Consider the following 26,077-nt stretch of genomic DNA (forward strand, 5'->3'; position numbering starts at 1 on the left):
GGACGATAATCCTCCAACACCTCCACCGCGTTGCGTCTTTGCTGGAAAGTGGCGAACTTGTGGAGAAGATGACGACCGATCCGCGCGAGCCGACCGTGTCGTATGTCGCGTGGCGCAGTGATCGAGAAGGACGCGCACTGCAGTGGTGGCTGGAGAAGTTGCGGCAGCCCCGATTTGCCGGGCGCTTGCTGCGCGGGACGGCATGACAGGCGCAACAACGATAGTGATGCGATATTCTGGACCGGCGGCTGACAAACACCGCGCGGAATGGCTGAAACCGGTCTTATGACGCCAGTCGTCAGCGCAGAGCGAGACTCCCGCGCACCAGGTACGCGTGACGTCTGCTCATCCCCAATAACTTCACTACGGCGTGATATTCCCGGCACGGGCTATCGCCTTGTTCGCTTCGATGCCCTCGTTCACAGCGGCGGCGAAATCTCGGCCGAACAAATTACCAGGCGTGGAGGACTGCTGCTCGCGCGCGTCACGACGCGCCAGTAGCCATCGAAGTGCTTAAGCGGCACATTTCCAGCCGGTCGCGGCGCGCCCGCGAGAAACCAACGCGAAATCTGCCGCTAATTGGGAGTGAGCGGGCGGCATATTTTCACCGCGCAGTTGAGACGCGGAAATCGCTAACGCTTTCGAGTAGCGAGGCGAGGTGACGAATCGTCGACTCAGCCTGCCGACCAGACACCAGTTGGACGTTGATCGGCATGCCTTCTCGGCTGGTGGCCGAACCGGATAGACAAGCCCGGAAGACCCGTCACGTTCCATTACGAAAGATCGGTCGCTTTGTCGATAACGAGCCTGTACTGGAACGAAGCGCCGGTGAGCGGTCGCTTGCAGGCCAATCCAACATTGGAACGTAGGCTCAATGACTCATGTGGCTCGGACACGGCGGGTCGCCGTCTATATCGCCGCTCCCCCAGCGGTAGGCGTTACAGCAGTGTCCGGACAACTTCCTGCGGAATGTACTGAGCGCGCAGTCGCCTTCCGAGATCATGGTCGCCCTCGGTTGCGCGGCAGGGTACAGGGGGGCGGGCGAAGTTGACGGAAGACTGTTAATGGACTATATTCGGTCTACCCATGCCATCCACAGGAGCCGTGCGATGCGAATCGCCGATCACGTCAAGCCGATCAGCTATCTCAAGAGTGAAGCCGCACAGATCGTCAAGGACCTCGCTGAATCCGGTGAACCGTTAATCATCACCCAAAACGGCGAAGCCAAGCTTGTTGTCCAAGACGTACGCAGCTACGAATCCGACCGGCAGACATTGGCCCTGCTGAAGATCCTGGCCCTTGGGCAAAAGCAGATCGAGCAGGAAAAGTTTTCCGACATCGATGATGTGTTCGCAGAACTGGACGAACTGGACCGACAAGAGAAGCGGCGCTGATGGCCTCCAAATTGCTGCGGGCGAAGCTTCTCGACAGCGGTAAAGCCGAACTGAGGCGGGTGCGCCGCTACGTTGTGGACGCATTTGGAATGACCGTCTGGGAAGACTCATATGCTCAGATCCAGGCGTCCATAACTCGCATCCGGGAGTTTCCGGAATTCGGTCACATTGTCGATGAACTCAGTGGGCTAACCGCGAACAGGTTCCGCGAAGTGCATTGCGGAAAGAATCGAATTATCTATGAAGTCAGGGACGACACCATTTATGTGCACTTGATCATAGATCAGCGTCGGGATCTAACTGCCCTGCTGCAAAAGATCATCCTGCATGTGTGAGAAGAGACGATCGGCGTCGCGATCGGTTGGTATGGATTATTTTCCCTGAGTCGAAGGCTCACCGCTACAGAACGGTGAGGCTCTCTTTTTCAACTAGCCAAGGCAAAGGCCAATCACCCTAGTTGGGCCGGTCGAAAAACGACGAATTTAGTGGGGCTTTCAACAGGACGGGGCCGATTGGGCGCGACAGAAGCGTCGCCACGGCGCCGCCCACATGCCAGCCATCCATCTCGGACTCGTAGTGGTTATGCACCAGTCGATCCAGGCATAGCACTTCCACGCCGTCGGCGTTCACCGTGCCAAGCACTTTGGCTACCGTCAACCGACAGCTGCTGCCCTTGCGCTTTACCATCACAATGCCGTCTCCAACGGTGATGGCGTATTCGCCGACTTTCACCGGGAAGAAATGACCGTCAAAAAGCTGACCTGAACCGCGCCTTTCTCGACGTGGCATTCGGCGAGATTCGTCGCCAGATCGAACAAGAGCGTGTGGTATGGGACAACGCTAGTGACGGCGGATCGCTTCTTTCCTAGCTCAAAGCGTTGCCCATGCTGCGGTGAGGTAAATTCGGCTTTGGCGCTAAAGGATCGAGAGGCTTCGGCCTGGGAAATGCGTACCCGTTTCTGCGAGGTCACGGAAGTGTGCTCGCGGTCCGAGCCTGCCGCACCAGCAGGGTGTTCATCACCGAATACCAGGGAAGGCCGCCTGCATCGTGAGAAAGAAGTAGTGGTCATCCTGGAAGCCGTAGGCCACGCGCTTGACCACCTTGATCCGGTCTCGAGCTCGCAGGCTGTATTCATATTCATGACCGCTGCACGTAGCCGGGCACATCCGTCAGGGCCGCGCCGATCAAAGAATTGGGCGGATGTCCTCGCGCGAACGCCCATGCTCCACCCACAGCACCCGCTTGCTCGACCGCTCGCCAATGACCGTGGCGTAGCGGCGTCCATTCTGAATGGCAAACTCGTGCATGGCGAGAACCGTGACGCCGCTCAGGTCCGCCGGCCCCAGTTCCTACTCGAAGTGGCGCTGGTCATGAAGAGAGTCTCTTCAGAACCCTTTTCACCACCGGGAATTACCGTGCTCAGATGTGGCAAGCACTGTGCCTAGACGAAACAACGTGGAGCTTGGAAATCGATTACGCCACGGACAATCTCGCGCATCGCCAGAATCAACGGCCGGGTGTCATCACGGCGCCACTGCACTGCATAGTGAAGCGGCTCCAGAGCGTCGCTATCCGGCAAGATTCGGAGTGCTCCCCGTTCGACAAGTGCGTCAGCCCACAACCTCGGAACGAATCCGAAACCGAGCCCTTCAACCAGCATTCCAACGACAGCGCCCCAGCTATTGCACATCAGGCGCCGCCCGACCATGAGCCCACGGCGCGCCAGCCATTGGTCGAGCACTCTCGTCCCCCCGGCACCAACGGGGAGCGTCAGCAACGTCTGCGCTCCCATGAGCACCCGCGGTTCGTCAGTGCCGGCCATCTGGAGGAACGACTGGCTAGCGACCCACGCAAAGTCCACCTGACCAATCCTCTCGGCTGCCAAGCTGCTGCGGGTGGACGGCCCGGCGAGAACGCCGATATCCAGCTCCCCGTCATGGAGGCGCTGCTCAAGGACCTGCCCGATATCGAGATGGGGCTCCAGCAATAGGCCCGGGTGGCGTGACGACACTTCACGCACGAGCTTGGGCAACCAGGTAAGTCCGCTCAACTCGCCCAAGCCGATACGGCATCGTCCAATCAAGCCCTGACGCTGCCCCGCCGATTGCCGCAACTCTGCGGCGGCGTGCAGCATCGCGCGAATCTGCGGCAGCATCTGCTCGCCCTGGACGGTCAGCTCGGCGCTTCGCCCGCTGCGGTCGAACAGCGCTACGCCCAATGACGCCTCCAGCTCGGCAATCCGTTTTGAGAGAGACGAGACCGACAGGTGGACGCGCTCCGCCGCCACCGTGAAGTTCACGCAGGTTGCCGCCCAGTAGAAAGCTTCGAGTTGCTTAAGCGTCATGGCAAGTCCCAACGACCGATGGTCGATATTTTCCAAAAAGCGAAATTATATCTTCGTTATTTTTCGCTTTTATCGTTGCGTGCAGGTTGTTAGATTTGCTCCAACCTATAGGAATCGCTCCCATGTCAGCCGCTCCCCTCGACGAGGCCGCACAGACTACTGCACTTCAACCCGGTGGCAAGGATACGGTTGAAGCAAGTGACCACGACATCGCCTGGCTGAAGCAGCAGGTGTTGTCGCTGAAGGACTTCGAGCCGCTGGCTCGCAAGCGGCTGCCCAAGCCGCTGTACGCCTACGTAAGCGGCGCGGTCGAGGACAACATCTCCCTGGGTCAGAACCGACGGTCGTTCGAGGAAATCGCACTGCGACCACGCGTGCTGGTCGGCGTCTCTACGCGGGACCTGAGCTTAACCTTGTTCGGCCAGCGATATGCCGCGCCATTCGGTCTCGCACCCATGGGCATCTCCGCGCTGTTCGCGTACCGCGGGGACGTCATCATGGCCCAGGCAGCTTGCCAGGCGTCCGTGCCGGCCATCATGAGCGGTTCGTCCCTGATTCGGCTCGAAGAGGTCATGGAAGCCGCTCCAGGGACCTGGTTCCAGGCCTACTTGCCCGGTGACATGCGCCACATCGAAGGCCTGCTTGCGCGGGTTGAAGCGGCCCGGGTCGAGACCCTCGTCATCACAGTGGATACGCCCGTGGCGGGCAACCGCGAAAACAACGCACGCGCGGGCTTTTCCACGCCGCTACGGCCTAGTGCAGCCCTTGCCTGGCAAGGAATCACCCATCCGCGCTGGCTGCTCGGCACCTTCGCCCGAACCCTGCTGCGCCACGGCGTGCCGCACTTCGAGAACGCCTACGCCCACCGCGGTGCACCCATCGTCTCGCGCGACGTGCTGCGGGATTTCTCGGACCGCGCCCATTTCACCTGGGACCACCTGGCGACCATCCGTCGCCGCTGGCGGGGGCAGCTAGTCGTCAAGGGCATCCTGACCGCAGAAGATGCGCGCCTCGCTCATCAGCACGGCGTCGACGGCATCATCGTGTCCAACCACGGTGGCAGACAGCTTGATGGCGCCATCGCTTCAATGCGAGCCCTGCCTGAAATCGTCGAGGCTGTCCCGCAACTGCCTGTGATGCTCGACAGTGGCGTGCGTCGCGGCACCGATGTCATCAAGGCACTCGCCCTGGGTGCCCGCTGCGTTTTCATTGGACGACCGTTCGCCTATGCGGCGACGGTCGGTTCCCGCCATGGCGTTGCACATGGCATCGACCTGATGCGAGCCGAGATTTCTCGCGACCTGGCCATGCTGGGCATCACTCGCGTGACAGATGTTGATGCGCATTGCATCCAGCGCCCCCTTCTTAACCGAGTTGCAACTTCCAATTGATTCCAACAGGCCCTTCACGGCCGACACAGGAGACAGAACAATGACTTCGCCGCATGGTTTTCGCATCCACCCGCGTCCCGCACACCTTGTCAGTTCCTCGCTGATGGAACGGTACCGGAATTTCCCCGTCGCCAATGTCAGCGACGCGATGAGCCGCACGACCGGAACCAGTCAGCTGCGCCCGTTTCACCGCCGCGATGGCAACCTGGTCGGACGAGCGCTTACCGTTCGCACGCGTCCGGGCGACAACCTCATGGTCCACAAGGCGATTGACCTCTCTGGCCCTGGTGACGTTATCGTAGTAGATGCGGGTGGCGTGGGACCCAATGCCATCATCGGCGAGATCATGCTTGCGCTCGCAATCTCGCGCGGAGCCGCCGGCTTTGTCATCGATGGCTTGATTCGCGACAGTGACACGATTGGCAAGGAGCCACTGCCTGTCTACGCGCGCGGTGTCTCGCACCGTGGCCCCTATAAGGATGGTCCGGGTGAGCTCCACGTACCGGTCTCCATCGACGGCATGGTGGTCCGACCTGGCGACCTGATTATTGGCGATGGTGATGGACTGCTGGTGGTTCCCGCCGAAGAAGCCGAAGCGATAGCGGTCCACGTGGAAGAGGTACAGCGAACCGAAGCCCGCATTCTTGAATCGATTGCACAGGGCCGCGCGGACCGCGCCTGGGTGGACCGCTCGCTGGTTGACAAGGGGGTACTGTGAGCCAGTCCATCACAACAATTCAAGGGCAGCGTCAGGTAGTGCGCTTTGACTACTGGCTCGACCCCGCCTTTAACCGGATTGTGGGCGAACACCCAGGCGTCAGTCTGCACACATGCCAACGCGAAGGCGCCGACGACGAGGCTTGGGCACGCCTGTCTCAGGCACACGTGTACCAGATTACGGCCGCCAAGGACGAACTGCCCCGACGCTGGTTCGTTACCGCGGAACTGCTTGCGCGTTGCCCGAATCTCATCGCGGTGTCATCAAGCGGGTCCGGCTGCGACACGATTGACATCGATGCCTGCACGGCGGCGGGCGTTGCCGTGATGAACCAGGCCGGCGGAAACGCCGATTCTGTGGCTGAAATGGCAATGGGATTGATGTTGTCCGTCATGCGACGCATCGCCGAATCCGACCGCCGCATGAAAGCGCATGGCACAGGAAGCCGCGAAGACCTGATGGGCCACGAACTACGCGGGCGCACGCTGGGTCTGGTCGGGGTCGGACATGCAGGAAGTCGTGCTGCAGCACTTGGCCGTGCTTTCGGCATGCGCGTGATTGGCTATGACCCCCTTCTCGATAGTGCGGAGATGGCCAGGCGAGGCGCCGAGTTTGTCTCCTTCGGCGAGTTGCTGCGCACCGCTGACATTGTTTCACTGCACTGTCCCCGGGACGCCAGCACCCTGGGGATGATGAATGCCGACACCTTCGCGACAATGCGCCGTGGAAGCATATTCGTCAGTACGGCGCGTGGCGGCATCCACGACGAACAGGCCCTATATGCCGCGTTGTCGTGCGGCCATCTTGCCGGAGCCGGTCTGGACGTCTGGGACCAGGAACCGCCACCGCCAGGCCATCCGCTCCTGACCCTTGAGAACGTCGTTGCCACCTTCCACACGGCCGGAGTAACGCATGACGCTCGTCGCAGGAACGCGACGTTGGCCGCCACGCAAATCGTGGAGCTGCTCGCAACAGGCGAGAAGCCCGAGCGCCTTGTGAATCCCGAAGTCTGGCCCAGAGCGAGGCAACGGATAGAGGCCGCCTTGCTCGCTGCCGCCAACTGACTAAGCAATAGCCACAACAATACGCCGGCTTCATGAGGGCCGGCGAGGAGACCAAACCCATGCATCCCACTCCCGACTCCCGTCGTCGGCGTCTATCCGTCCTCCTGGCTGCGTGCTCGCTCGCCGGCATGGTTGGCGCTCTGGCGCCAGTCGCAGCCAGGGCCGAAGCCGCACCATGGCCGAATCGCCCAATCGAGATGATTGTCGCGTACGCTCCTGGCGGCGGCACCGACCTGGTTGCCCGCTTGCTTGCACGACATCTCGAGAAGGAGCTAGGCGCAACCATTGTGGTCCAGAACAAGCCAGGCGCGGGTGGCGCCATTGGCTTTGCCGAACTGGCACGCGCCGCACCGGACGGCTACACCATCGGCTTCATCAACACGCCGAACCTGCTGACTATTCCGATTGAGCGCAAGACAACGTTCACCTGGAAGAGCTACGACCTCATCGGCAACCTGGTGGACGACCCGGGCGCATTCACCGTCAGCCAGTCCAGCAACATCGATTCTTTGGCCACGCTCGTGAAGTACGCCAAGGCGAACCCGGGCGCGGTCACTGTAGGCACCACGGGCGTGGGCTCAGACGACCATCTCGCCATGCTGTTGTTTGAAAAGGCTTCCGGCGTAAAGATGACGCACGTGGGCTACAAGGGCGCCGGCGAAGTCCGTGGCGCCCTGACTGGTCAACAGATTACGATTGGCGCCATCAATGTGGGCGAGGCATTGGCGTACCAGAAGGGTGGCACGCCACTTAAGTTCCTGGGACAGATGGGAGCTGCACGCGCGGTACTTGCGCCCAATGTGTCAACCTTCCGCGAGCAGGGCTACAACATCGAGCTGGCATCCTTGCGCGGGCTCGCCGCGCCCAAGGGCCTGCCGGAACCGGTAAGGAAGAAGCTTGTCGCCGCCATGGCGAAGGTTGCCGCGGACCCGCAGTTCAAGCAGCAAGCCGATGCCATGTTTGCACCGCTGCGCTACCTTGGTCCTGCCGCGTATGGCGCTGAACTCGAGCGAGGTGAGGCGGGCTTCCGTCAACTGTGGAAGGAGATGCCATGGCAGGAAATGTAAGTCGGCTTCTCCGGACAGCGGCTGGCTCCGCGACACTCGCCTGGTCCACTCTCTTGTTGGCGCAGACGGCGTTGCCGCCCGGCCCGATTACCATGGTCGTCGGATGGCCTGCGGGTGGCCCCTCGGACGCCGTTGCCCGTCTGGTGTCTGCGCAAATGTCCAAGGCGCTGGGGCAGTCCATCGTCATCGACAACCGTGCGGGGGCGGGCGGCAACATCGGCACGGATGTCGCCTCTCGCGCGAAACCGGATGGCAGCACCATCATGCTTGCCACGGTCGCCTCGCACGGCCTGAATTCCGCGCTTTACAGCCGGCTGAACCACGACCCGATCAAGGACTTTGCGCCGATTGGCCTGATTACGACCTCACCGGGCGTGATGCTCGTTCCCAAAGACTCTCCCTATCGCTCTGTCCAGGAACTGATTAAAAAGGCGCGCGCTCAGCCTGGTCAGCTGAACTTCGGCTCAGGCGGTGTCGGCTCAAGCCAGCATCTCGCGGGCGCGGTGTTCAGGAAGCTGGCCAACGTCGACATAGCACACATCCCGTTCAAAGGCACCGCCCCTGCAATGACCGACCTGATGGCCGGCCGAGTCGACTTCGTCATCACGACGGGAGCGCTTCCCTTCATCCGCTCTGGCAAGGTTCGTCCGCTTGCTGTTGCCGCGCACCAGCGACTGCCAGCGCTTCCCGACGTGCCAACCTTCGACGAAGCCGGTGTGAAGGCGTTCTATACCGATTCCTGGTACGGGTTGGTGGCGCCAGCGAACACGCCAAGGCCGGCGCTGGAGAAGCTAAACGCTGCGCTGAACCAAGCATTGCGAGACCCTGAGCTTCAAAAGCAGTTCTCGGAGCAAGGCTCATTGCCAGTCGAGCCGATGGGTGTCGATGCGTACTGGACCTTCGTCAAGAAGCAGATGCCTATCGCTGCAGAACAAGTTCGCATCTCCGGGGCAAAGGCGGACTAGAGAAGACTCGACAATGGGAATGGCTTGGGACGCCGGCGTTGACGCCGCGTCCCTCGCCGGCGAGCCAGCCAACCGAGAGTTGGCGCTCGGCGTCGGACATCCTGACATCGGTACGCGTTGCCCGGTGCAATTCCGGGACGACTGCTGCCTGCTGGCTGGCGAACTGCACCAAATGCCGGGAACTCCGGCACGAGGCTCTCCATCATGTTGAACACCAACTCGTACAGCGCGACCTCCACCACCTGGCCTTCGCCGTCATTGCATTCGCGAGCCGCAAGTTAGCAGGAGGACTCGGCATCCGAGCCCCCTTCGTTTGTCAGAACGACCTTGGCATGCCAAGAATGTGTTCGCCGACATACGACAAGATAAGGTTTGTCGAAATCGGCGCAACTTGATAAAGACGCGTCTCGCGGAACTTGCGCTCTACATCGTATTCCGCGGCGAAGCCGAAGCCACCGTGGTACTGCAAGCAGGCGTTGGCGGCTTCCCAGGATGCATCGGCTGCCAGCAGCTTGGCCATGTTAGCTTCCGCGCCGCAGGGCTGATGCTCGTCGAACAGCCTGGCAGCCTTGAAGCGCATGAGACTTGCCGCCTCCACATTGACGAATGCCTTGGCGATGGGGAACTGGACGCCTTGATTCTGGCCGATGGGGCGACCGAACACCACGCGCTCGTTGACGTACTTGGTCACCTTGTCGATGAACCAGTAGCCGTCACCGATGCACTCAGCTGCAATCAGCGTACGTTCGGCGTTCAGACCATCCAGGATGTACTTGAACCCCTTGCCCTCTTCGCCGATGAGGTTCTCCGCCGGAATCTCCAGATTGTCGAAGAAGAGCTCATTGGTCTCATGGTTGACCATGTTGATAATGGGCTGGACCGTCATGCCGTTCCCAATGGCTTCGCGCAGGTCCACGAGGAAGATGGACATCCCTTCTGACTTCTTCTTGCATTCCGCCAACGGGGTGGTCCGCGCCAGCAGAATCATGAGGTCGGAGTGCTGGACACGCGAAATCCAGACCTTCTGCCCGTTCACGACATACTTGTCGCCTTTACGCACCGCTGTAGTCTTGATTTTTGTCGTATCGGTGCCGGTCGTCGGCTCCGTAACGGCCATCGATTGCAGGCGCAATGCTCCGCTCGCAATCTTCGGAAGGTATTCCTTCTTTTGCGCTGCCGAGCCATGGCGCAGGAGCGTACCCATGTTGTACATCTGCCCGTGGCACGCGCCGGAGTTGCCCCCGGCGCGGTTGATTTCTTCCATGATGACCGACGCTTGCGTCAGGCCGAGACCCGACCCGCCGTACTCCTCGGGAATCAGAGCAGCTAGCCAGCCGGCGGTCGTCAGTGCATTGACGAACTCTTCCGGATAACCCCGGACTTCGTCAATCTTGCGGAAGTACTCCGAAGAGAACTGACCACACAAATCGCGGATAGCTTCGCGGATTTCTTGATGTTCATCGACTTTGTTCAGCACGACAGTCTCCCTGTAAGTTCGTTTAGCCAAGTTCGGCAGTAGCAGTCATCGCAAGGGCACCGCCATCCTGGCGAATCCACAGTTCAACAGACTTCCCGTCCACGCTTCGCTTCCCGCAGACGTAAAAACGCTGGGGCACGAAGGTGGGGCGAACTCCCTTGAAGGAGAAACTGCTGACCGTGGCGTCAGGCAAGTTCCTGCGCACCAGGTCAAGGAGCAGCACGGCTAACAACGGGCCGTGCACAATGAGGTCAGGATAGTGCTCGACAGCAGTCACATACGGGTGGTCATAGTGAATTCTGTGACCGTTGAAGGTCAGGGCGGAGAATCGGAACAGCAGCACTGGGTCTGGCACCACTTCGCGAGACCAGTCTTCGTCGGTACGCGCAGCAACCGGCTCCGGACCCGTCGCATTTGGCGAGGCTTCTTCCCTGTAGACGATGTCATGCTCTTCGGTCACCGCAAGACCCTGCGCCCCGGAATACTGGTGCTCCACGGTAACGAAGGCCAGCGACCCCGTCCGCCCTGTTTTGGCATTCACGTCCAGAATGGTGGACTTCTTCGATACCGTCTCACCTACGCGCAGGGGCTGATGAAACCGCAACCGCCCGCCAGCCCACATGCGTCGCGGCAGCGGCACCGGCGGCAGGAAGCCGCCTCGCTTGGCATGGCCGTCAACGCCCAGCTCCGACTGCCTGTGCAACGGCAAGAAGTACAGCCAATGCCAGAGAGGGGCGAGTGCGTCTCCGGGAACCGGTGCGGGGTCTTCACGGTCCACGGTCGCGGAGAGCGCCTTGACGGGGAACGCGGTTATCTCGTCGTGGGACTCGGTTGAATTACCGACCCACTCCTTCAGCTTGGCAGTGTCCATGAACGTCTCTTCGGTCTGTTTTCCTAGGCTCCCACTATGCACGGGCTACAGGCAACTTCCCATTCGCAAGTTCGGAACGAGCCTTTCGGCTGCACAGAAAACATCGAGCATGCGCTTATCCGAATGGCGCGTTCGGAAAAATCGGATTTACGTAGCGCGAAACTGTGGCCAAGATTGGCTCAAACCATCCGACTCAGCAAACCCCATGCGCGTCCAGATTCGTTGTCGCTCCCGAGTGGCGCTCCACAGACTCGTGCCGGCATTTCCCATGCGGATTACCTCCTGTCACGGCGAACATGTCCTTACGCGACGCGGCTTTTCGCGCACTATGCGAACGGACCGTGCTATCGACATTCCAGCTTTCGAATCCATCGACCTGCAACTCGGCGGCAGCGTGTTTTTCGCGTCCAGCTGTTATCTGGAACTCGCCGATGGGAACCCAAAGGAAATTGCCCTGGGCCCATCGCACCCAGGCGCGGAAACACCCTCATGGGCGCCGCTTCTGCGGGACATGATTTCGGGAACGGTCTTTCACCATCCGCAGGAGAACTGGAATGCGCACACGGTTGCTCATGCGCTGAGCACGACGCCCGAGCGGATCCGGACCGCTCTGTTCACGCAAGGCATGGCCTTCACGCATATATGCCGGACGCAACGTCTCATGCGCGCGCTGTTCGAGTCGATACAGTTCGAGCTCTCCGTCGCGGACCTGCGTGACAGAGTGGGCTGGGGTAGCAAAGGCGACCTGGAAGCGTCGTTCTACGATTGGTTTGGCGTCTCGCTCCAGACAGCCGCACGCCTGAGAGACGATGGACTGTAGTTCCTAGAATGCAATGCGGAGTGCGCGTGAAAGACAAGATGGATGCCTTCAATCCGGCTGCTCGCCGGCCTGCCTTAGCAGGTCCGACGCGCGCATGATGACCGGTGCATCTACCATTTCTCCGTCGAGTTGGAAGGCGCCCGGGCTGGTCTTGGCTCGCGCGAGAACCTTCTTCGCCCAGTCCAACTGAATTGCGGTAGGCCGATAGGCGTCGTTCACCCCAGAAACCTGCGCGGGATGGATACAGAGCTTTGCCCCGAATCCCAGCCGCCGACCGCGCTCACTCGCCCTGCGCAGTTCATCCACATCGGAGATGGATACCGTCACCCCATCCACTGGCGAAGCAATCCCCGCAGCCCGCGAGGCTAAGACGAGCATTGAACGAAAGTAGAGCAATTCCTCGTCATCGCCCTCGATGCCAAGCTCAGTCCGGAAATCCACGGTTCCGAATACAAGTCGCTCTACCCCGGACGCAGCAGCAATCTCGCTCACATTGGCCATGCCTTTGGCGGTCTCGACAAGCGGGAGAACCTTGACGCCCGGAGGGAGATGCCTCACCACCAGCGCAACATCTGCCGCGCTTTCCGCCTTCGGCAGAACGACGCCACGGACTCCGCCCTCGCGACACACACGGACGTCGCCCTCGAACCATTGCGTCTGCGTCGCGTTGATTCGTACCATTCCAGAGCCGCCGGTTGCCAGGTAGTCCGCCAGGAGGTGCCGGGCCCGGTCCTTGTCCTCAGCAGAAACGGCATCCTCAAGGTCAAGAATCACCATATCTGCGCCGCAGGCGTGGGCCTTGGCAAAGCGCTCGGGGCGATTGGCCGGCACAAAGAGATAGGAACGAGCAGAGGTGATGGTTGCCATTTGGTCAGATTCCAGTGAGCACGCGCGCATGCCCCCTCCCTCCCGAACGAGGCGTGAAGAGGCAGAGCGAATTGAGTGGGCCGCGTCAGTTCGCGGCAGAGCATGACGTCAGATTGCGCCTTCGCTGGTCAAGCGGGCGACATCATCACTGGTGTAGCCGAGTTCACGAAGAATGTTCTCGCTGTGCTGGCCAAGCGCGGGGATCGCATCCATCCGCGGCTCGAAAGATTGCGGAATCCCGGGTGGGAGCAATGCGGGAATGACCCCTACCGGTGATTGGACCGACGTCCAGCGCTCCCGCGCCTTGAGTTGCGGATGATTCCAGACATCCTTCATATCGTTCATGCGCGCGTTAGCAATCTGCGCGCGCTCCAGGCGCTCCACGACCGCATCGATAGTCAGCGAGGAAAATGCAGCGGTGATGATTTCCGTAAGCGCCACACGGCTCTTGGCACGGAGTGAATTCGAGACAAACCGCTCGTCCGTGGCAAGTGCAGGCTGTTCCAGGACAACCCGGCAGAAGGCATCCCATTCGCGCTCGTTCTGGAGACCGAGAATGATGGTCTTTCCGTCACCGGCCGTGAACAGGCCGTAGGGAAAAATGGTGGCATGCGATGCGCCTGCCCTCGGAGGCGGCGTGGCCCCGTCAAAAGCGTAATAGAGTGGATAGTTCATCCATTCGACCATACTCTCCAGCATCGAGACGTCGATATGCGCACCCCTGCAGGTCTTTCCACGCTGCAACAATGCGGCCAGGATGTTGGTGTACGCGTACATGCCAGCCGCAATGTCGGCAATGGAGCAACCCGCTTTCGATGGGCTCTCAGGCGTACCGGTGATAGAAACAAATCCAGACTCCGCCTGGATGAGCAGGTCATAGGCCTTCTTGTCGCGATAGGGGCCATCATTGCCATACCCTGAGATGTCACAGACGATGATGCCTGGGTACCGCTGCGACAGCACCTCGTAGGAGAGGCCGAGTCGGTCAGCAGCACCTGGGGCAAGGTTCTGGACAAGCACGTCGGCCTTGTCGAGGATTTTCTGGAGGATGGCGGGCGCTTCGCGGTGCTTGAGGTCCAGAGCAAGACTCTCCTTCGAGCGATTCGTCCAGGCGAAATGCGAGGACATGCCATCCACCCGCTCGTCGTAACCCCGGGCGAAATCGCCAACTTTCGGCCGCTCGACCTTGATGACCCGAGCCCCTAGGTCGGCCAACTGGCGGGTGCAAAAGGGGGCGGCAATTGCATGTTCTAGAGAAACAACGGTGATGCCATCAAGGGGACGCATAGCAGCCTTAGTAAGAAAGTACCTCGCCTAGCCCACCGCAGCGGGAACGGGCAAGAGAATCTGGTGCACGGCAGCCGCTTATTAAATCAGGACTCGCCACGCGATGCCGGCGCATCCTGCTTTACCGGCAGGTATCGGCTACATCTCGGAATATTTGCATTCCTGCGCTTGGGACTAGTCTCGCAGCACGGTGACCTACGGTAAATCTCGAATTCTCGAACCACTCGTTCGGCCTCACCGAAAGCAGTGCCTGGGAGCACTACCACCCACGCCTGGCAGGTGTTCCTAAAAACATCCTTTGCGACAAAAGTGACGCCTTGATACAGTTATGCTGAAGGAGTACTTTATGCACTTTGATTTCGCCGACCTCCGACTGTTCGCACGCATCGCCGAGGAGGAAAACCTGTCTCGCGGGGCGAAAAAGGCATTTTTGTCCCCCGCTGCGGCTAGTGCGAGACTTAAGGCGCTGGAAGACCAGCTGGGAACCCGGCTCTTCTATCGTGAAAGCAAGGGGCTGGCCCTCACTCCCGCGGGTGAACGTCTTCTTCGACATGCGCGGGTCATCGAGCGCCAGTTCGAACACGTGCGCAGTGACTTTGAGGAATTCTCGAAGGATTCGGTCGGCCATATACGCATCTTCGCGAATACAACCGCAGTCACGGAATTCATGCCTGAGGTGCTTGCCCGCTTCATGGCAGAGCGACCGGCAGTCACAGTGGACCTCCAGGAGCGCCAGACGCGCGACATTATTCGAGGGGTGCTGGACGCCAGCGCCGATTTGGGAATCATCTCTGGGCCGCTAAACCCGGAGGGGCTCGAGGTCGTCCATTTCAGTACGGACAAGTTGGTGTTGGTGACGCCTGTCGGGCACCCCCTGCTGGAAAGGTCGAACGTTTCGCTTGTTGACACACTAGAGTATGAGCATGTAAGCATGCATGAAGGAAGCACACTTCACGCGTTCCTTACCGACCTCGTCCGCGACGAGCGCCGCAAGCTGCAAATTCGAATTCAGGTTCGTAGTTTCGAGGCCATGTGCCGCATGATAGAAGCCGGGGTTGGCATTGGCATCCTTCCGCTATCGACGACTCTCCGCCATCGTCAGACGATGAAGCTGGAAATTCTGGAACTCGATGAACCGTGGGCCATACGCGAGCGCGTAGTGATTGCCCGGGATCTGGAGGGGCTTCCTGGCTGCGCGAAGGCCCTTATCGACGAACTCATCAAAGTCGCGGAGGCCGCGGGGGGTAGTCCGTGTGGACGCGTTGCATGAGCGGCAATTGGGTATCAACCGACTGCAGCACTCCGGGGCGAAGCTCCCTATTCGGCTGACGCCCAGTGGAAGCGAAATCCAGTGAGATTCCGCTTTTTGTCATCACGTTCTTTGGCAGGCGCCGCGGCACCTATTCGCCCTGGTGCAGCCGAAGGCAGCTTATCAACCGCCGGAAATACGGGCGCTGCGCGGCGCAAGCATCCGCGCAGGCCACGACTCAACGAATAGTGAACGGATTCCCTGAACGGGCGCCTGTGTTAATCCACACGCTCTTTGTCTGGAGGTACGCGCGGATGGCATCAATTCCGTTCTCACGCCCCAGACCCGAGTCCTTGTAGCCGCCAAAGGGGGACATGAAGCTGACGGCGCGATAGGTATTCACCCACACGGTGCCAGCCTGAATCCTTTCCGCCATCCGGAACGCCCTGCCGATATCTGAAGTCCACACGCCGGCTCCAAGCCCGTAGCAACTGTCGTTGGCAATCCTGACAGCGTCGTCTTCGTCCTTGAATTTCAGAATCGAAAGTACCGGACCAAACACTTCCTCGCGAGCGATGCGCATCTGCGGCGTCACATTGGAGAAGATGGTGGGCTCGACGAACCAGCCATCGCCGCAAGAGGCAGGGTGGCCGCCGAGCACAAGGTCTGCACCCTCGTCGGCTGCAATCTTGATATAGGCGAGAACCTTTTCGTACTGCGCCGGCGTCGTGATGGGGCCAACTTGCGTCGACGCGTTCATTGGATTGCCAAGCTTTGCCGTCTTCGCCAACGCGACGAGCTTCCCGACGAACTCGTCGTGGATATCCTCCTGCAGGAGCAGACGCGAGCCTGCGATGCAGGTTTGTCCGCTGGCCGCGAAGATTCCCGAGACAGCGCCGTTAACTGCATCCTCCATGCTTGCATCGTTGAACACGATGTTGGGTGATTTGCCGCCCAACTCCAGACTCACGTGCTTAAACTGTGCCGCGCATTGCTGATTGATCGCGCGGCCGGTGGCGTCGGAGCCTGTGAACGTCACCTTCTTGACAAGTGGATGCGTGACAAGCGGCGACCCAACCTCGGCTCCGAAACCCGTCACCACATTGAACACCCCCGCCGGGAAGCCGGCTTCCTGGAAGAGCAGAGCCAATTCCAAAGCAGAGACCGAAGTGAATTCGGACGGCTTTACGACTACCGTGCACCCGGAGGCCAGCGCCGGCGCGATTTTCCACGCCAACAGCATTAGCGGGGAGTTCCACGGTGTAATGGCGGCCACGACCCCCACGGGCTCATTCCGCGTGTAGTTGAAGTAGCCCTTCTTGTCGAGCGGAACGACTGTTCCCTCGATTTTGTCGGCAAGGCCGCCGAAATAGTAGAACCACTGCGGCAGATACTTGACCTGCGCGCTCATCTCAGCGAGCAACTTGCCGTTGTCCCGCACTTCAAACTCAGCCAGCTGCTCGGCATCCCTGGCGATAAGGTCTCCTAGCTTCCGCAGCAAAGCGCCACGCTGGGTGGCTGTCATTTCTGCCCACGGGCCAGCGCGGAACGCATTATCGGCTGCGTTGACCGCGCGGTCGACGTCCGCCTCCGTGCCGCGAGCGACCTGGGCCCAGGCTTTCCCGGTGAAGGGATTCTGGGTTTCGAACCAACGACCATCGCTCGCATTCGCGAAGGTCCCGTCGATGAACATTTGATACTGCTTCATGGCGCAATGCTGTCCGGATAGGTTAGAAGACTAGAGCTAGAGCGGCGCGAATCCCAGGTGCTGACGGAAGCGGTTCTTGACGAAGACACCGTCGCGCGGGGGCAGAGCGCGCTGATGCTCTTCCGCGGCGATGTACACCTGGGCCACGGTCATGCCATCCGCATTCTTGATTGCCTGCGTCAGCTTCTCCAGTTCCGCAATCTCGGAGACTTCGAGCGTCGAGCGCACACCGCATCCGGCTGCCACCTTTGCGAGGTTGGTGCCCAGGCTGGTATGGCTTTGCTGCATGCCGGTCTCACCGAAGTGACCGTTGTCAAGAATCACAACTGCCAGGTTCCTGGGGTTTTGAGCTGCGGCAGTGGCGAGACTGCCAATACCCATCAGCTGCTCGCCATCGCCTGTAATGGCAATGACCTGCTTTTCCGGTTGTGCCAGGGCCAGCCCGAGCGCAACCGAGGTAGACCCGCCCATGGCGCCCCAAAGATAAAAATTGGAAGGACGGTCCCCGGCCGCAAAAACGTCGTACGAAGGGGAGCCGAGACCCGTCACGACGAGTGCATCGGGAAACTGCCTCAGCAGGGCGGCAACGAATTCGCGGCGGTTAATCGCCGACTTGGAGGTCGAGGTAGTCATGTTCAGCGCACCCACTTTTTGCGGCCGATGAGGCTTTGAGAGAGAAGAATGGCGACGCGTTGTCCCGCGTCGAATGCGGAGACCAGTCCCGCGTCGATGAGTTCTGCGGCATCTTCCGGCGCGTCCACGCGATACACCGTGATGCCCATCAGCTCAAGCGCCTTGGCGGTGGCCAAGCCCATTGGCGCTTGCCACGGATTGAACTCGGCGTACTCGCCGCGCATGGTGACGATGGTGAAGAACGGGAAGCGGCAACTATCCAGCAGCGAGAACATATTCACGCAGTTGCCAACACCACTGCTCTGCATTAGCAGGACCGCGCGCTCGCCACCCAGCCATGCGCCGCTGACAACACCGACACCTTCTTCTTCGGTGGTAAGAACAACGTCGCGGATTTCGGGGTCCTCTTTGGCCCGTTTGATGACATGAGAATGGCCGGCGTCCGGCACGTAAGCAACCTGGCGAACCCCGTTTTGCTTGAGGACTTGAAAGATATCTTCTTGCCAGGCTAGGGGCTCGGAATTTGGATTGGTCATGGGAGATTGTCTCGGTGGGGAATGACTTCGGCTATCATATAATTGACTGGAAGGCTTTATGAAATACAATAATTTGATTACTCCAATCAGTAATTTGGATAGTCAAAACGTGCCGTCGGAGATACATGGACATCAAACAACTGCGTGCACTGCTGGCCATCGCCGAGACCGGGAGCGCTACCAAGGCCGCCGAACTCCTTCGCATCGTTCAACCTGCCGTTTCCCGACATGTCAGGCTGCTTGAGGAGGAGTTCGGTGTAGAGCTTTTTGAGCGCGAGCGGCATGGAATGGTCCTCACGGAGGCCGGTAAGACATTGGTTGAGTACGGCCGGCGCGCGTTGCGCGAACTGGACCGGGCCAAGGCTGAGATTCAGCCAGTGAAAGGGGCGATTTCAGGCACAGCCGCCATCGGTCTGCTGCCGAGCACGTGTGAGTTACTGGCAGCAGAACTTGTCGCAACCGTGAAAGGCAAGCATCCGCAACTCGTTGTCCGGCTCAATGTGGGCTACGCAGGCAACCTCCTGCAGTGGCTTGAGGCAGGCGACGTTGAGATAGCGCTCTTGTACGACATCAAGGCTTCCCCTGGCCTGCAAGTAGAGGCGCTGCTCGACGAACAGCTCTATCTGGTCGGCCTGCCTGGCACTGTTCCACAAGGTGATGCGCACACCATCGAGAGCCTTCGAGACCTTCCGCTGGTGCTACCAAACGCGCCACACGGTCTTCGCACAGTGGTCGAGCATGCATGCGCTGTCGCAGGAATCAAACCCACTATCGCGGTCGAGACCAATTCCCTGGCTGTCCAGAAATCTCTGGTTGCAAAGGGCTTTGGGTACACGGTTCTGCCCAGCTCGGCGGTATCCGAAGAGCTGGAGAAAGGCATCTTGGCGGCTGCACCAATTACCTCCCCCAACCTCTCCCGGCGAATCGTGCTGGCACATGCGGCTACGCGTCGAATGTCCCCAGCCGCGAGCTTTGTTTCGGCGGAACTGGTGACCCTGGCCAAACGGCTGGTGCTTGATGGAGCTTGGCCAGGCGCCGAGTGGGTAGGCCCGTAGCGGCATGCATTGGCGACCGTTAGTCCGGCTGGATGTTTCCTGCCTTGATAACGTCTGCCCATCGTTGCGTCTCGGCCTGAACGAACCTGGCGGCTTTGTCGGGTGTGGAGTCCAAGATGGGCTCAACTCCAATCTTGGCTAGCCGCTCGCGGACTTCCGGGTCTTTGACCGTCTGCAACAACGCAGCGCTCAACTTCTGCACGACAGGGGCCGGCGTGCCTCGAGGCACCATCACCATGTTCCAGATGGATGTCTCGTAGTTTGGAAAGCCAGCCTCCTTCATCGTCGGCACATTCGGCAGCACACTGGAGCGTGTGCCCGTCGTCACGGCAAGAGGCTTCAGGCGCCCGGCCTTGATCATCGGTCCTGCGGTAGTAACCGCATCAGTGATGAACTGGAGATCGCCGGAAATCACAGACTGAACTGCCTGGCTTGCGCCTCGAAATGGCGCGTGGACAATGTCTAGATGCTCTTGGTACTTGAGCAACTCCACCGCCATATGCAGCGCACTACCCTTTCCTGCCGAACCGTAGCTGTACTTCCCAGGATTCTTTTTGATGTCGTCGACCAGTTCCCTGGCCGTGTCTGCCTTGACGGACGGATTCACGGCGAGAACCATCGGCACGGCTGCCACCAGCGCAACTGGCACTACCGCGTTGGGCTCATACGGCAGAGTCTTGTACAAGGAAGTGTTGATGGCATGGGAACTAGTGCCAAAAAGCAGCGTGTAACCGTCGGCCTTGCTTTTGGCCACGGCGTCAGTGGCGATAGTGCCTCCCGCCCCCGCCTTGTTCTCCACGACGACAGATTGGCCCAGTATGGCGCCCAGCTTGTTGCCCACAATGCGGGCCACCAGGTCCGTGCTTCCACCGGCGGCAAAACCCACAACCATGCGAATCGGATGGTCCGGGTATGCCGGCTGCGCTTGAGCGCCAAAGGTTACGAGCGCACCAATCCCCACTTGAACCAGCAAGCGTTTCATGTCTCTTCCAGGTAATTATTTGGTCGGGTGGTGTGTGCATCGATACCCGTTGCATCGATGGTATCTAGTACGGAGGCGCATGGTGAAATAGAAAATAATGCTGCTGCCATCAGTGGATGTTTTGGCTGCGCCCGGAAATCACTGGGACAACCCCGCATCCTTTGGCACAGGCGGCGACGCGCCGGGCCGACGTAACCCTGGGTCGTCCTAGGATGTTCTGAATGCGCGCTTGGCGCGGGGCAAAAACGCGAAAACGCCGGCTTGCATTCGCAATGCCGGCGTTTTCGTCGTCACGGGTTTCACTAGCTCCGACGCGCATGGCCGTGGTACTGGGCCATCCACGCAAGCGAGCGTCTTAGTCCGCCTCTACCTTCATCGTCTTCAACAACGGTTGCCACTTGTCGCTTTCCGCCTTAAGCCAAGTCTTCAGCCCCTCCGGAGTTTGCTTGTCTACCGGAACAATCTCGGCACCAAGCTCATCGAGTCGTTTGGAGACCATCGGGTCCTGCAGCGCCTTCTGCAGAGCCTTCGTGATACGTGCTGTCACTGCCGGCGGGGTACCCTTGGGAGCGTACAGCCCGTGCCACACTTTCATCTCGAAACCCTTGAGACCACCCTCTTGCAGGGTCGGCGTATTGGGAAGCGCCTTGATTCGCTTCGCCGTGGTGACCCCATAAACTTTGAGCCGGTTGGCGTTGATGTGCGACAGCGTCGAGGTCGTCTGGTCACACAGCAGGTCGACCTGACCGCCCAGCAATGCAGTAAGTGCCGGCCCCGTACCCTGATAAGGAATCGAGTTCATCTTCGCATTCACGGCCTCCTCGAACAGGAGCCCACACAGTTGCGAGACTGCACCCAGACCGGCGTTGGCCAGAGAGACCTTGTCCTTGTTCTGGGTCACGAACTTGACCAGGTCAGCAGCCGTTGTGGGCGGAAGGTCCTTACGCCCGAGAAGCGTCATTGGCACATCGGCAACTTGCCCGATGTACGCAAAGTCCCTTAGCGGGTCGTACGAAAGCTTCTTATACAACGCCGGCGCGGTCGCCATCCCATTGTGGTGAATCAGGATGGTGTAGCCGTCCGGCTGTGCTCGAGCGACATATGCAGCCGCCACCGTTCCGCCGGCGCCCAGGCGGTTCTCCACGATGACGCTTTGCCCCAGGTCCTTGGACATGGCCTGACCAAGCGCCCTGGAAACCACATCCGTCGGACCACCGGCCGAAAACGGCACGACGAGGGTGATGGGTTTTGACGGGAACGCATTTTCGGCCATCACTCCCGAGGAAATCCCGAACCCCACTACCCCCATGACCAGCCACTTGGCGCCAAGGCAAAGGCGCTTTACTCCGGTTCTGCAAATCATGTCAGTCTCCAATATCGTCTTGGCAGGCTACAGGCCTGCCTATTTCCTCGGTAGTGGCAAGGTTGCCGGAGAACAGGCACGGGGAGAATCCGGATTTTCTGAATGGGCCATACGGCTCGGGCGAACGCCGGCCACGACTCCTTGACTGGAGCTCATCCCGTAGACGCCGCACAGATGCTATCCCGCAGTTCAGCCTGGGCACGAATGCCGCGTGGAGATGAGGCGCGAGCGAGACAGCACGCGGGGCACGCGAAGACTAGTCCGTCGAAGGGAACGCCGTCCCAAAGAGATTTCGCCGTGTTGATCTGACCGCTGCCACAACCGGTCACGCAGCAGAGTGCTTTCCGCTCGTTGAACCTCGTCGGACAATACCCATCAGCCAACTCTGCATTGCACAGAGGGCGGATAGGTATCACGGTATTATTCGGCGGTGATATTTCCGTCCTTGATCACCTTCGCCCAAGTGGCGAGTTCCTGGGTCACGAATTTATCCAGGGTCGGAGGATCCATGTAGGCAGCAAAGCCACCCTGCTCCTCGATCTTCTTTTTGTACTCCGGGCTTTCCGCGATCTTCTGGATCGATGCGGAGAGCTTCTTGACGATGTCGGGCGGAGTGCCCGCCGGCGCGAATACCGCAAACCAGGACTCCACGTTGTAGCTTGGCAGGCCCGCTTCGGCAGTTGTCGGGACATCAGGCATCGAAGGATGGCGCTTGGGCCCCGTGTAAGCCAGTGCCTTGATTTTCCCGGCCTTGACCTGACCGATTACCGACGGCGGTGTCGTCACGAACATGTCGACCTGGCCGCCAATGAGGTCGCTCACCACCGGGCCGGCACCCTTGTACGGGACGTGGGTTACCGGGACCTGCGCTTGATTGCCGAACATGACGCCCGCGATATGCTGGATGGAGCCGTTGCCCGATGACGCAAAGAACAAGCCTCGATTGTTCTTCTTGCCAAAGGCAATCAGGTCGCGCAAGTTCTGAGCCGGAATCTTGCCGCTGACAGCGACGACATGCGGGGCACGCATCACCAGGGCCACAGATACGAAGTCCTTGGGTTTCCAGCGCGCTTGGGGAAACAGCGCCGGATTGCCCACGTGATAGCCAGAATATTGCATCAGGAGCGTGTAGCCATCCGGCTTGGCTCGTGCGACAGCTTCTGTGCCAATGTTTCCACTGGCACCAGGCCGGTTTTCAATCACGATAGGCTGCCCCAGGTCCTTGGTCAGCTGCTCGCCGATGAGCCGCGCGACTATATCGGTCGACCCGGCGGGTGCGCTCGGGACAACCATCGTGACAGGCTTGCTGGGATAGGCGTCTGCTGCCAGCACCGGCCATGCGGACACAAGTACGAGCGCCGTCACAGCGGCTTTAACGCTCCATTTCATTTTTCTGTCTCCTTGATATATATGCCGGGAAGGCCTTGCCATCCCGGCCTTGTCACCGGTTTTCCGTTACTTCCGGAACAGTGCTTCCATCTCTTTACGAACACGGTAGGCCGGTTGCTCTGCGTCGATGACCACGTCCTCCCAAGTGAGGGACTGGTCCTTGGAGACATCGCGACGCAGCTTCAGGTTATGGGCGAGACCCAGAGGCAGACTGCCAACACGGAGCGACTCCTTCGCTGGGAAGAGCTTGCCAAACACCGTGTAGCCGCCTTCGCCATCAAGCATTTCCCCTGCCTTCAAGTCCCGCTTTGCGGTTGCGACGACGTCCGCATTGAAGTGCTGTGCCACGCCAGTCGGTTCGCCGCGGAGCCCGACGCTTGCCACGGAGATGCCCAGTTCCAGGCCGATGAGGTGCCATTTCTTGTACTGCACCATGCACTGCCCGTCGGGGTCAGTGAAGACCTGGTACTCCTTGAAGCAGCGGCGAATGTACTCAGTCGGTGCCTCAACGCAGACCCACACACCCTTGCGGATGTCGTAGCCCACAGAGGTACCGTCGGGGTTCAGCGACGACACCACATCGACCACACCCTTGGCCGACAACACGCCGCCGTCGGACTTGAGACGCATGACGGTGGGAATCTTCTCGACGGACGCCGGCGCGAAGGTGATACCTTCGGCCTGCACCTGAAGACCGGTGGCATTTGCAATGGCAGTGCTTTCGATAGCCGGCTTGGAACCATCGAGGAAGGCATTGAACATCTTCGGGTTCATGCCGCCGACGCGAGCCTGCTCGGCCGTCACGCCCCAGTGGTCCCAGACCGTATCGGGCGTCGATTCGCGGAACTTGGGCAGCCACTTGTGGCCTCGCCCCGCTGCGATGATAGGGAACCCGCACGTGCGAGCCCAATCGACCAGCTCGCAAGCCAGGCCCGGTTGGTCGCCATAGGCCAAGGAGTACACCACGCCAGCCTCGCGGGCACGATGAGCCAGCAGCGGGCCGCAGAATGCATCGGCTTCGACCGTGACATTGATGACGTGCTTGCCGTGCTTGAACGCGGCAAGACAGTGGTCGACGGCAGCAATCGGGTTACCCGTACATTCAATGATGATGTCGACACCGGGGTGCGCGACAAGCGCCTCCCAATCGTCTCCGACATGCGTCGAGCCTGTGCGAACCGCGTCGTCGAGCGATGCCGCCTTGGCGCGACCGGGCTCCCAGCCCACGCGTTCAAGGCTGGCGTGGGCGTTTGCCGGCACAAGGTCAGCAATGCCAACCATGTGCACGCCAGGTGTGCGAGGCACCTGCGCCAGGTACATCGAGCCAAACTTGCCTGCGCCAATGAGGCCAACGCGCACGGGCTTGCCTTGCTCGGCACGCGCGAGCAACTGAGGATAGAAATTCATGGTCCAATCCAGTGAGGTGGAAACGAAATGCGTCAGATACGGGACTGGGCGAGGAAGTCCAGGTCGCAGCCTTCGGGGGCTTGCATGACGGTACGCTGATAGAGCTCCTGATATCCGCCGCGCTTCCGAGGCAGTGGCTTGCGCTCGGCAAGACGGCGTGCGATTTCTTCCGGCTCGACCAGCAGGTCGATGCTCTTTTGAGACACCGACAAGCGAATCCGGTCGCCGTTGCGTACCGCTTCCAGCGGGCCTCCTGCCGCTGCCTCAGGCGATACGTGCAGCACGATGGTTCCGTAGGCGGTTCCGCTCATACGTGCATCCGAGATACGCACCATGTCCTTCACGCCAGCCTTCGCGAGCTTCGAGGGAATGGGAAGGTAGCCGGCTTCCGGCATCCCCGCGGCCAGTGGGCCGGCGTTCTTCAGCACGAGGATGTCGTTGGCGTTGACATCGAGGTCGGGCGAATCGATTCGGTCCGCCAAGTCTTCCAGACTTTCGAAGACAACTGCGCGTCCTTCGGTCTCGAACAGGGAGGGCGTGGCGGCGGCCCGCTTGAAGATTGCACCATCGGGTGCAAGGCTGCCATGTAACGCAATCAGCCCGCCGACATTGCTTACCGGCTGGTCGAACGACCGAATGACCTTTCGGTCAATCCATCCGGCGGGTTCATCGAGGCGCTCGCGAAGTGTGCTGCCGTCAATCGTGAGGCAGTCCAGGTTCAGCAAGGGGCGCAGCTCCCGGAGCACCGCCCCCATACCACCGGCCGCGTGGAAGTCCTCCATATAGCCCTCACCCACGGGCTTAAGGTCCACCAGCACTGGTGTCTCATCCGAAATCTCGTTCAGGCGTTGCGGGCTGATGCGGATGCCGAGTCGCCCCGCAACGGCGGTCAGGTGAATGATTGCGTTGGTCGAACCGCCCAGCGCCATCAGCACCCGGAATGCGTTCTCGACCGACTGCCCGGTCATGATCTGGGAAGGCAGAATGGGAGAGTGCGCCAGTCGCACCGCCGCTCTGCCGCTCTCTTCCGCGGCTACCAGTCGCTGCGAGTCGACAGCAGGAATCGCCGCCGTACCGGGCAATGACATGCCCAGGGCTTCTGCAATGCAGGCCATCGTGCTGGCGGTGCCCATCACAGCGCAGGTGCCCGCCGTGGTGGCCAGTCGCGTTTCCACCATCTGGATTTCGCCCTGGTCAATTTCTCCGGCGCGGAACTTGCCCCAGAAGCGGCGGCAATCGGTGCACGCGCCCAGTCGCTCACCCTTGTGTCGGCCCGTGGACATCGGCCCGGTGACCAGTTGAATTGCGGGACGATTTGCAGATGCAGCGCCCATCAGCTGGGCGGGTACAGTTTTGTCGCAACCGCCAATCAGCACGACAGCGTCCATCGGCTGCGCCCGTACCATTTCCTCGACGTCCATCGACATCAGGTTGCGGTAGACCATGCTCGTCGGGTTAAGGAACACTTCGCCCAGAGAAACAGTGGGGA

25 protein-coding genes and 2 pseudogenes are annotated in these 26,077 nt (G+C 60.3%); 11 read left to right on the plus strand and 16 right to left on the minus strand.

The genetic code is table 11. The features are described from left to right. Positions 1-23: 23 nt before the first annotated feature. The 3 genes and pseudogenes from AC1DKV_RS20960 to AC1DKV_RS20970 all read left to right on the plus strand — a co-directional run. Positions 24-206: pseudogene (locus AC1DKV_RS20960) on the plus strand (LysR family transcriptional regulator); the annotation flags it as partial. A gap of 903 nt (positions 207-1,109) precedes the next feature. After that, the gene (locus tag AC1DKV_RS20965; protein ID WP_029049528.1) at positions 1,110-1,394 is read left to right on the plus strand and encodes a type II toxin-antitoxin system Phd/YefM family antitoxin; all 285 of its coding nucleotides are present in this window, start codon (positions 1,110-1,112) and stop codon (positions 1,392-1,394) included. Beyond that, positions 1,394-1,729, plus strand: coding sequence for a type II toxin-antitoxin system RelE/ParE family toxin (locus tag AC1DKV_RS20970; RefSeq protein ID WP_441619957.1), 336 nt, complete (start codon positions 1,394-1,396; stop codon positions 1,727-1,729). Before AC1DKV_RS20965 ends, AC1DKV_RS20970 begins: the two co-directional genes overlap by 1 nt. A gap of 118 nt (positions 1,730-1,847) precedes the next feature. Here AC1DKV_RS20970 and AC1DKV_RS20975 read toward each other — a convergent pair whose 3' ends face one another. From AC1DKV_RS20975 to AC1DKV_RS20985, 3 genes are all read right to left on the minus strand, one after another. After that, on the minus strand, positions 1,848-2,183 hold the full coding sequence (locus AC1DKV_RS20975; protein WP_441619955.1) for a hypothetical protein: 336 nt from the start codon (positions 2,181-2,183) through the stop codon (positions 1,848-1,850). A gap of 396 nt (positions 2,184-2,579) precedes the next feature. Beyond that, positions 2,580-2,702 carry a hypothetical protein gene (locus AC1DKV_RS20980; protein ID WP_441619953.1) on the minus strand — a complete coding sequence of 41 codons (123 nt, stop codon included), beginning with the start codon at positions 2,700-2,702 and terminating at the stop codon, positions 2,580-2,582. Between the two features lie 134 nt (positions 2,703-2,836). Continuing rightward, positions 2,837-3,739, minus strand: a complete 903-nt coding sequence (locus AC1DKV_RS20985) for a LysR family transcriptional regulator (protein WP_441619951.1) — start codon at positions 3,737-3,739, stop codon at positions 2,837-2,839. A gap of 122 nt (positions 3,740-3,861) precedes the next feature. On the opposite strand from AC1DKV_RS20985, the gene AC1DKV_RS20990 reads away from it, so the two are divergent. Genes AC1DKV_RS20990 through AC1DKV_RS21010 form a run of 5 tightly spaced genes read left to right on the plus strand, consistent with a single transcriptional unit; the run spans position 3,862 to position 8,944 of the window. Then, positions 3,862-5,130, plus strand: coding sequence for an alpha-hydroxy acid oxidase (locus AC1DKV_RS20990; RefSeq protein WP_441619949.1), 1,269 nt, complete (start codon positions 3,862-3,864; stop codon positions 5,128-5,130). Between the two features lie 40 nt (positions 5,131-5,170). Beyond that, positions 5,171-5,848, plus strand: a complete 678-nt coding sequence (locus AC1DKV_RS20995) for an RraA family protein (RefSeq protein ID WP_441619947.1) — start codon at positions 5,171-5,173, stop codon at positions 5,846-5,848. Further along, positions 5,845-6,912: a hydroxyacid dehydrogenase gene (locus AC1DKV_RS21000; protein ID WP_441619945.1), complete on the plus strand. Its 1,068-nt coding sequence runs from the start codon at positions 5,845-5,847 to the stop codon at positions 6,910-6,912. The genes AC1DKV_RS20995 and AC1DKV_RS21000 overlap by 4 nt, the downstream gene beginning before the upstream one ends. Positions 6,913-6,971: 59 nt before the next feature. After that, entirely contained in the window at positions 6,972-7,979 is a 1,008-nt protein-coding gene (locus AC1DKV_RS21005; protein WP_441619943.1) for a tripartite tricarboxylate transporter substrate binding protein, read from the plus strand. Then, positions 7,964-8,944, plus strand: coding sequence for a Bug family tripartite tricarboxylate transporter substrate binding protein (locus AC1DKV_RS21010; protein WP_441619941.1), 981 nt, complete (start codon positions 7,964-7,966; stop codon positions 8,942-8,944). The genes AC1DKV_RS21005 and AC1DKV_RS21010 overlap by 16 nt, the downstream gene beginning before the upstream one ends. 98 nt (positions 8,945-9,042) lie before the next feature. Here AC1DKV_RS21010 and AC1DKV_RS21015 read toward each other — a convergent pair. The 3 genes and pseudogenes from AC1DKV_RS21015 to AC1DKV_RS21025 all read right to left on the minus strand — a co-directional run. Next, positions 9,043-9,222: pseudogene (locus AC1DKV_RS21015) on the minus strand (CoA transferase); the annotation flags it as partial. Between the two features lie 38 nt (positions 9,223-9,260). After that, positions 9,261-10,421, minus strand: coding sequence for an acyl-CoA dehydrogenase family protein (locus AC1DKV_RS21020; RefSeq protein ID WP_441619939.1), 1,161 nt, complete (start codon positions 10,419-10,421; stop codon positions 9,261-9,263). Between the two features lie 22 nt (positions 10,422-10,443). After that, positions 10,444-11,292: an HTD2 family dehydratase gene (locus AC1DKV_RS21025; RefSeq protein WP_441619937.1), complete on the minus strand. Its 849-nt coding sequence runs from the start codon at positions 11,290-11,292 to the stop codon at positions 10,444-10,446. Between the two features lie 268 nt (positions 11,293-11,560). Here AC1DKV_RS21025 and AC1DKV_RS21030 point away from each other — a divergent pair, with 268 nt between their 5' ends. After that, entirely contained in the window at positions 11,561-12,112 is a 552-nt protein-coding gene (locus AC1DKV_RS21030; protein ID WP_441619935.1) for a hypothetical protein, read from the plus strand. A gap of 48 nt (positions 12,113-12,160) precedes the next feature. Here the strand turns inward: AC1DKV_RS21030 and AC1DKV_RS21035 are convergent, their stop codons facing one another. Together AC1DKV_RS21035 and AC1DKV_RS21040 are read right to left on the minus strand one after the other, a co-directional pair. Beyond that, complete coding sequence (locus AC1DKV_RS21035; protein WP_441619933.1) at positions 12,161-12,979, minus strand: HpcH/HpaI aldolase/citrate lyase family protein; 819 nt, start codon at positions 12,977-12,979, stop codon at positions 12,161-12,163. 108 nt (positions 12,980-13,087) lie between these two features. Beyond that, positions 13,088-14,266, minus strand: a complete 1,179-nt coding sequence (locus AC1DKV_RS21040; RefSeq protein ID WP_441619931.1) for a CaiB/BaiF CoA transferase family protein — start codon at positions 14,264-14,266, stop codon at positions 13,088-13,090. Positions 14,267-14,612: 346 nt separating this feature from the next. Between AC1DKV_RS21040 and AC1DKV_RS21045 the strand changes: the two genes are divergently transcribed. Continuing rightward, positions 14,613-15,536: a LysR family transcriptional regulator gene (locus AC1DKV_RS21045; RefSeq protein WP_441619929.1), complete on the plus strand. Its 924-nt coding sequence runs from the start codon at positions 14,613-14,615 to the stop codon at positions 15,534-15,536. Between the two features lie 217 nt (positions 15,537-15,753). On the opposite strand, the gene AC1DKV_RS21050 is transcribed toward AC1DKV_RS21045, so the two are convergent. The 3 genes from AC1DKV_RS21050 to AC1DKV_RS21060 are packed head-to-tail and all read right to left on the minus strand — an operon-like array spanning position 15,754 to position 18,392. Further along, entirely contained in the window at positions 15,754-17,223 is a 1,470-nt protein-coding gene (locus AC1DKV_RS21050) for an aldehyde dehydrogenase (protein ID WP_441619927.1), read from the minus strand. A gap of 36 nt (positions 17,224-17,259) precedes the next feature. Next, a complete protein-coding gene (locus tag AC1DKV_RS21055; protein WP_441619925.1) occupies positions 17,260-17,856 on the minus strand; it encodes a thiamine pyrophosphate-dependent enzyme in 597 nt (198 codons plus the stop codon). Positions 17,857-17,858: 2 nt separating this feature from the next. After that, the gene (locus AC1DKV_RS21060; RefSeq protein ID WP_441619923.1) at positions 17,859-18,392 is read right to left on the minus strand and encodes a phosphonopyruvate decarboxylase; all 534 of its coding nucleotides are present in this window, start codon (positions 18,390-18,392) and stop codon (positions 17,859-17,861) included. A gap of 125 nt (positions 18,393-18,517) precedes the next feature. On the opposite strand from AC1DKV_RS21060, the gene AC1DKV_RS21065 reads away from it, so the two are divergent. Continuing rightward, complete coding sequence (locus AC1DKV_RS21065; protein WP_441619921.1) at positions 18,518-19,447, plus strand: LysR family transcriptional regulator; 930 nt, start codon at positions 18,518-18,520, stop codon at positions 19,445-19,447. A 19-nt stretch (positions 19,448-19,466) separates the two neighbouring features. On the opposite strand, the gene AC1DKV_RS21070 is transcribed toward AC1DKV_RS21065, so the two are convergent. From AC1DKV_RS21070 to AC1DKV_RS21090, 5 genes are all read right to left on the minus strand, one after another. Beyond that, complete coding sequence (locus tag AC1DKV_RS21070) at positions 19,467-20,429, minus strand: Bug family tripartite tricarboxylate transporter substrate binding protein (RefSeq protein WP_441619919.1); 963 nt, start codon at positions 20,427-20,429, stop codon at positions 19,467-19,469. A 355-nt stretch (positions 20,430-20,784) separates the two neighbouring features. Continuing rightward, positions 20,785-21,792, minus strand: coding sequence for a tripartite tricarboxylate transporter substrate-binding protein (locus AC1DKV_RS21075; protein WP_441619917.1), 1,008 nt, complete (start codon positions 21,790-21,792; stop codon positions 20,785-20,787). A gap of 420 nt (positions 21,793-22,212) precedes the next feature. Continuing rightward, positions 22,213-23,181, minus strand: a complete 969-nt coding sequence (locus tag AC1DKV_RS21080; protein WP_441619915.1) for a Bug family tripartite tricarboxylate transporter substrate binding protein — start codon at positions 23,179-23,181, stop codon at positions 22,213-22,215. Between the two features lie 66 nt (positions 23,182-23,247). Continuing rightward, a complete protein-coding gene (locus AC1DKV_RS21085) occupies positions 23,248-24,588 on the minus strand; it encodes an NAD(P)H-dependent oxidoreductase (protein ID WP_441619913.1) in 1,341 nt (446 codons plus the stop codon). Between the two features lie 32 nt (positions 24,589-24,620). Further along, on the minus strand, positions 24,621-26,077 hold a 1,457-nt coding region (locus AC1DKV_RS21090; protein ID WP_477137885.1), incomplete at its 5' end, for a dihydroxy-acid dehydratase.

This window comes from Cupriavidus sp. 05T41 (genome assembly GCF_056396525.1).

Bases quoted from the DNA above. Each gene is read 5' to 3' on its own strand.
- AC1DKV_RS21010 (WP_441619941.1), top strand. From the start codon at position 7,964: ATGGCAGGAAATGTAAGTCGGCTTCTCCGGACAGCGGCTGGCTCCGCG.
- AC1DKV_RS20965 (WP_029049528.1), top strand. From the start codon at position 1,110: ATGCGAATCGCCGATCACGTCAAGCCGATCAGCTATCTCAAGAGTGAA.
- AC1DKV_RS21025 (WP_441619937.1), bottom strand. From the start codon at position 11,292: ATGGACACTGCCAAGCTGAAGGAGTGGGTCGGTAATTCAACCGAGTCC.
- AC1DKV_RS21070 (WP_441619919.1), bottom strand. From the start codon at position 20,429: ATGAAACGCTTGCTGGTTCAAGTGGGGATTGGTGCGCTCGTAACCTTT.
- AC1DKV_RS20975 (WP_441619955.1), bottom strand. From the start codon at position 2,183: ATGCCACGTCGAGAAAGGCGCGGTTCAGGTCAGCTTTTTGACGGTCAT.
- AC1DKV_RS20970 (WP_441619957.1), top strand. From the start codon at position 1,394: ATGGCCTCCAAATTGCTGCGGGCGAAGCTTCTCGACAGCGGTAAAGCC.
- AC1DKV_RS21050 (WP_441619927.1), bottom strand. From the start codon at position 17,223: ATGAAGCAGTATCAAATGTTCATCGACGGGACCTTCGCGAATGCGAGC.
- AC1DKV_RS20995 (WP_441619947.1), top strand. From the start codon at position 5,171: ATGACTTCGCCGCATGGTTTTCGCATCCACCCGCGTCCCGCACACCTT.
- AC1DKV_RS21060 (WP_441619923.1), bottom strand. From the start codon at position 18,392: ATGACCAATCCAAATTCCGAGCCCCTAGCCTGGCAAGAAGATATCTTT.
- AC1DKV_RS21030 (WP_441619935.1), top strand. From the start codon at position 11,561: ATGCGGATTACCTCCTGTCACGGCGAACATGTCCTTACGCGACGCGGC.
- AC1DKV_RS21040 (WP_441619931.1), bottom strand. From the start codon at position 14,266: ATGCGTCCCCTTGATGGCATCACCGTTGTTTCTCTAGAACATGCAATT.
- AC1DKV_RS21080 (WP_441619915.1), bottom strand. From the start codon at position 23,181: ATGAAATGGAGCGTTAAAGCCGCTGTGACGGCGCTCGTACTTGTGTCC.
- AC1DKV_RS20990 (WP_441619949.1), top strand. From the start codon at position 3,862: ATGTCAGCCGCTCCCCTCGACGAGGCCGCACAGACTACTGCACTTCAA.
- AC1DKV_RS21085 (WP_441619913.1), bottom strand. From the start codon at position 24,588: ATGAATTTCTATCCTCAGTTGCTCGCGCGTGCCGAGCAAGGCAAGCCC.
- AC1DKV_RS21075 (WP_441619917.1), bottom strand. From the start codon at position 21,792: ATGATTTGCAGAACCGGAGTAAAGCGCCTTTGCCTTGGCGCCAAGTGG.
- AC1DKV_RS21045 (WP_441619929.1), top strand. From the start codon at position 14,613: ATGCACTTTGATTTCGCCGACCTCCGACTGTTCGCACGCATCGCCGAG.
- AC1DKV_RS21055 (WP_441619925.1), bottom strand. From the start codon at position 17,856: ATGACTACCTCGACCTCCAAGTCGGCGATTAACCGCCGCGAATTCGTT.
- AC1DKV_RS21005 (WP_441619943.1), top strand. From the start codon at position 6,972: ATGCATCCCACTCCCGACTCCCGTCGTCGGCGTCTATCCGTCCTCCTG.
- AC1DKV_RS21065 (WP_441619921.1), top strand. From the start codon at position 18,518: ATGGACATCAAACAACTGCGTGCACTGCTGGCCATCGCCGAGACCGGG.
- AC1DKV_RS20985 (WP_441619951.1), bottom strand. From the start codon at position 3,739: ATGACGCTTAAGCAACTCGAAGCTTTCTACTGGGCGGCAACCTGCGTG.
- AC1DKV_RS21035 (WP_441619933.1), bottom strand. From the start codon at position 12,979: ATGGCAACCATCACCTCTGCTCGTTCCTATCTCTTTGTGCCGGCCAAT.
- AC1DKV_RS20980 (WP_441619953.1), bottom strand. From the start codon at position 2,702: ATGCACGAGTTTGCCATTCAGAATGGACGCCGCTACGCCACGGTCATT.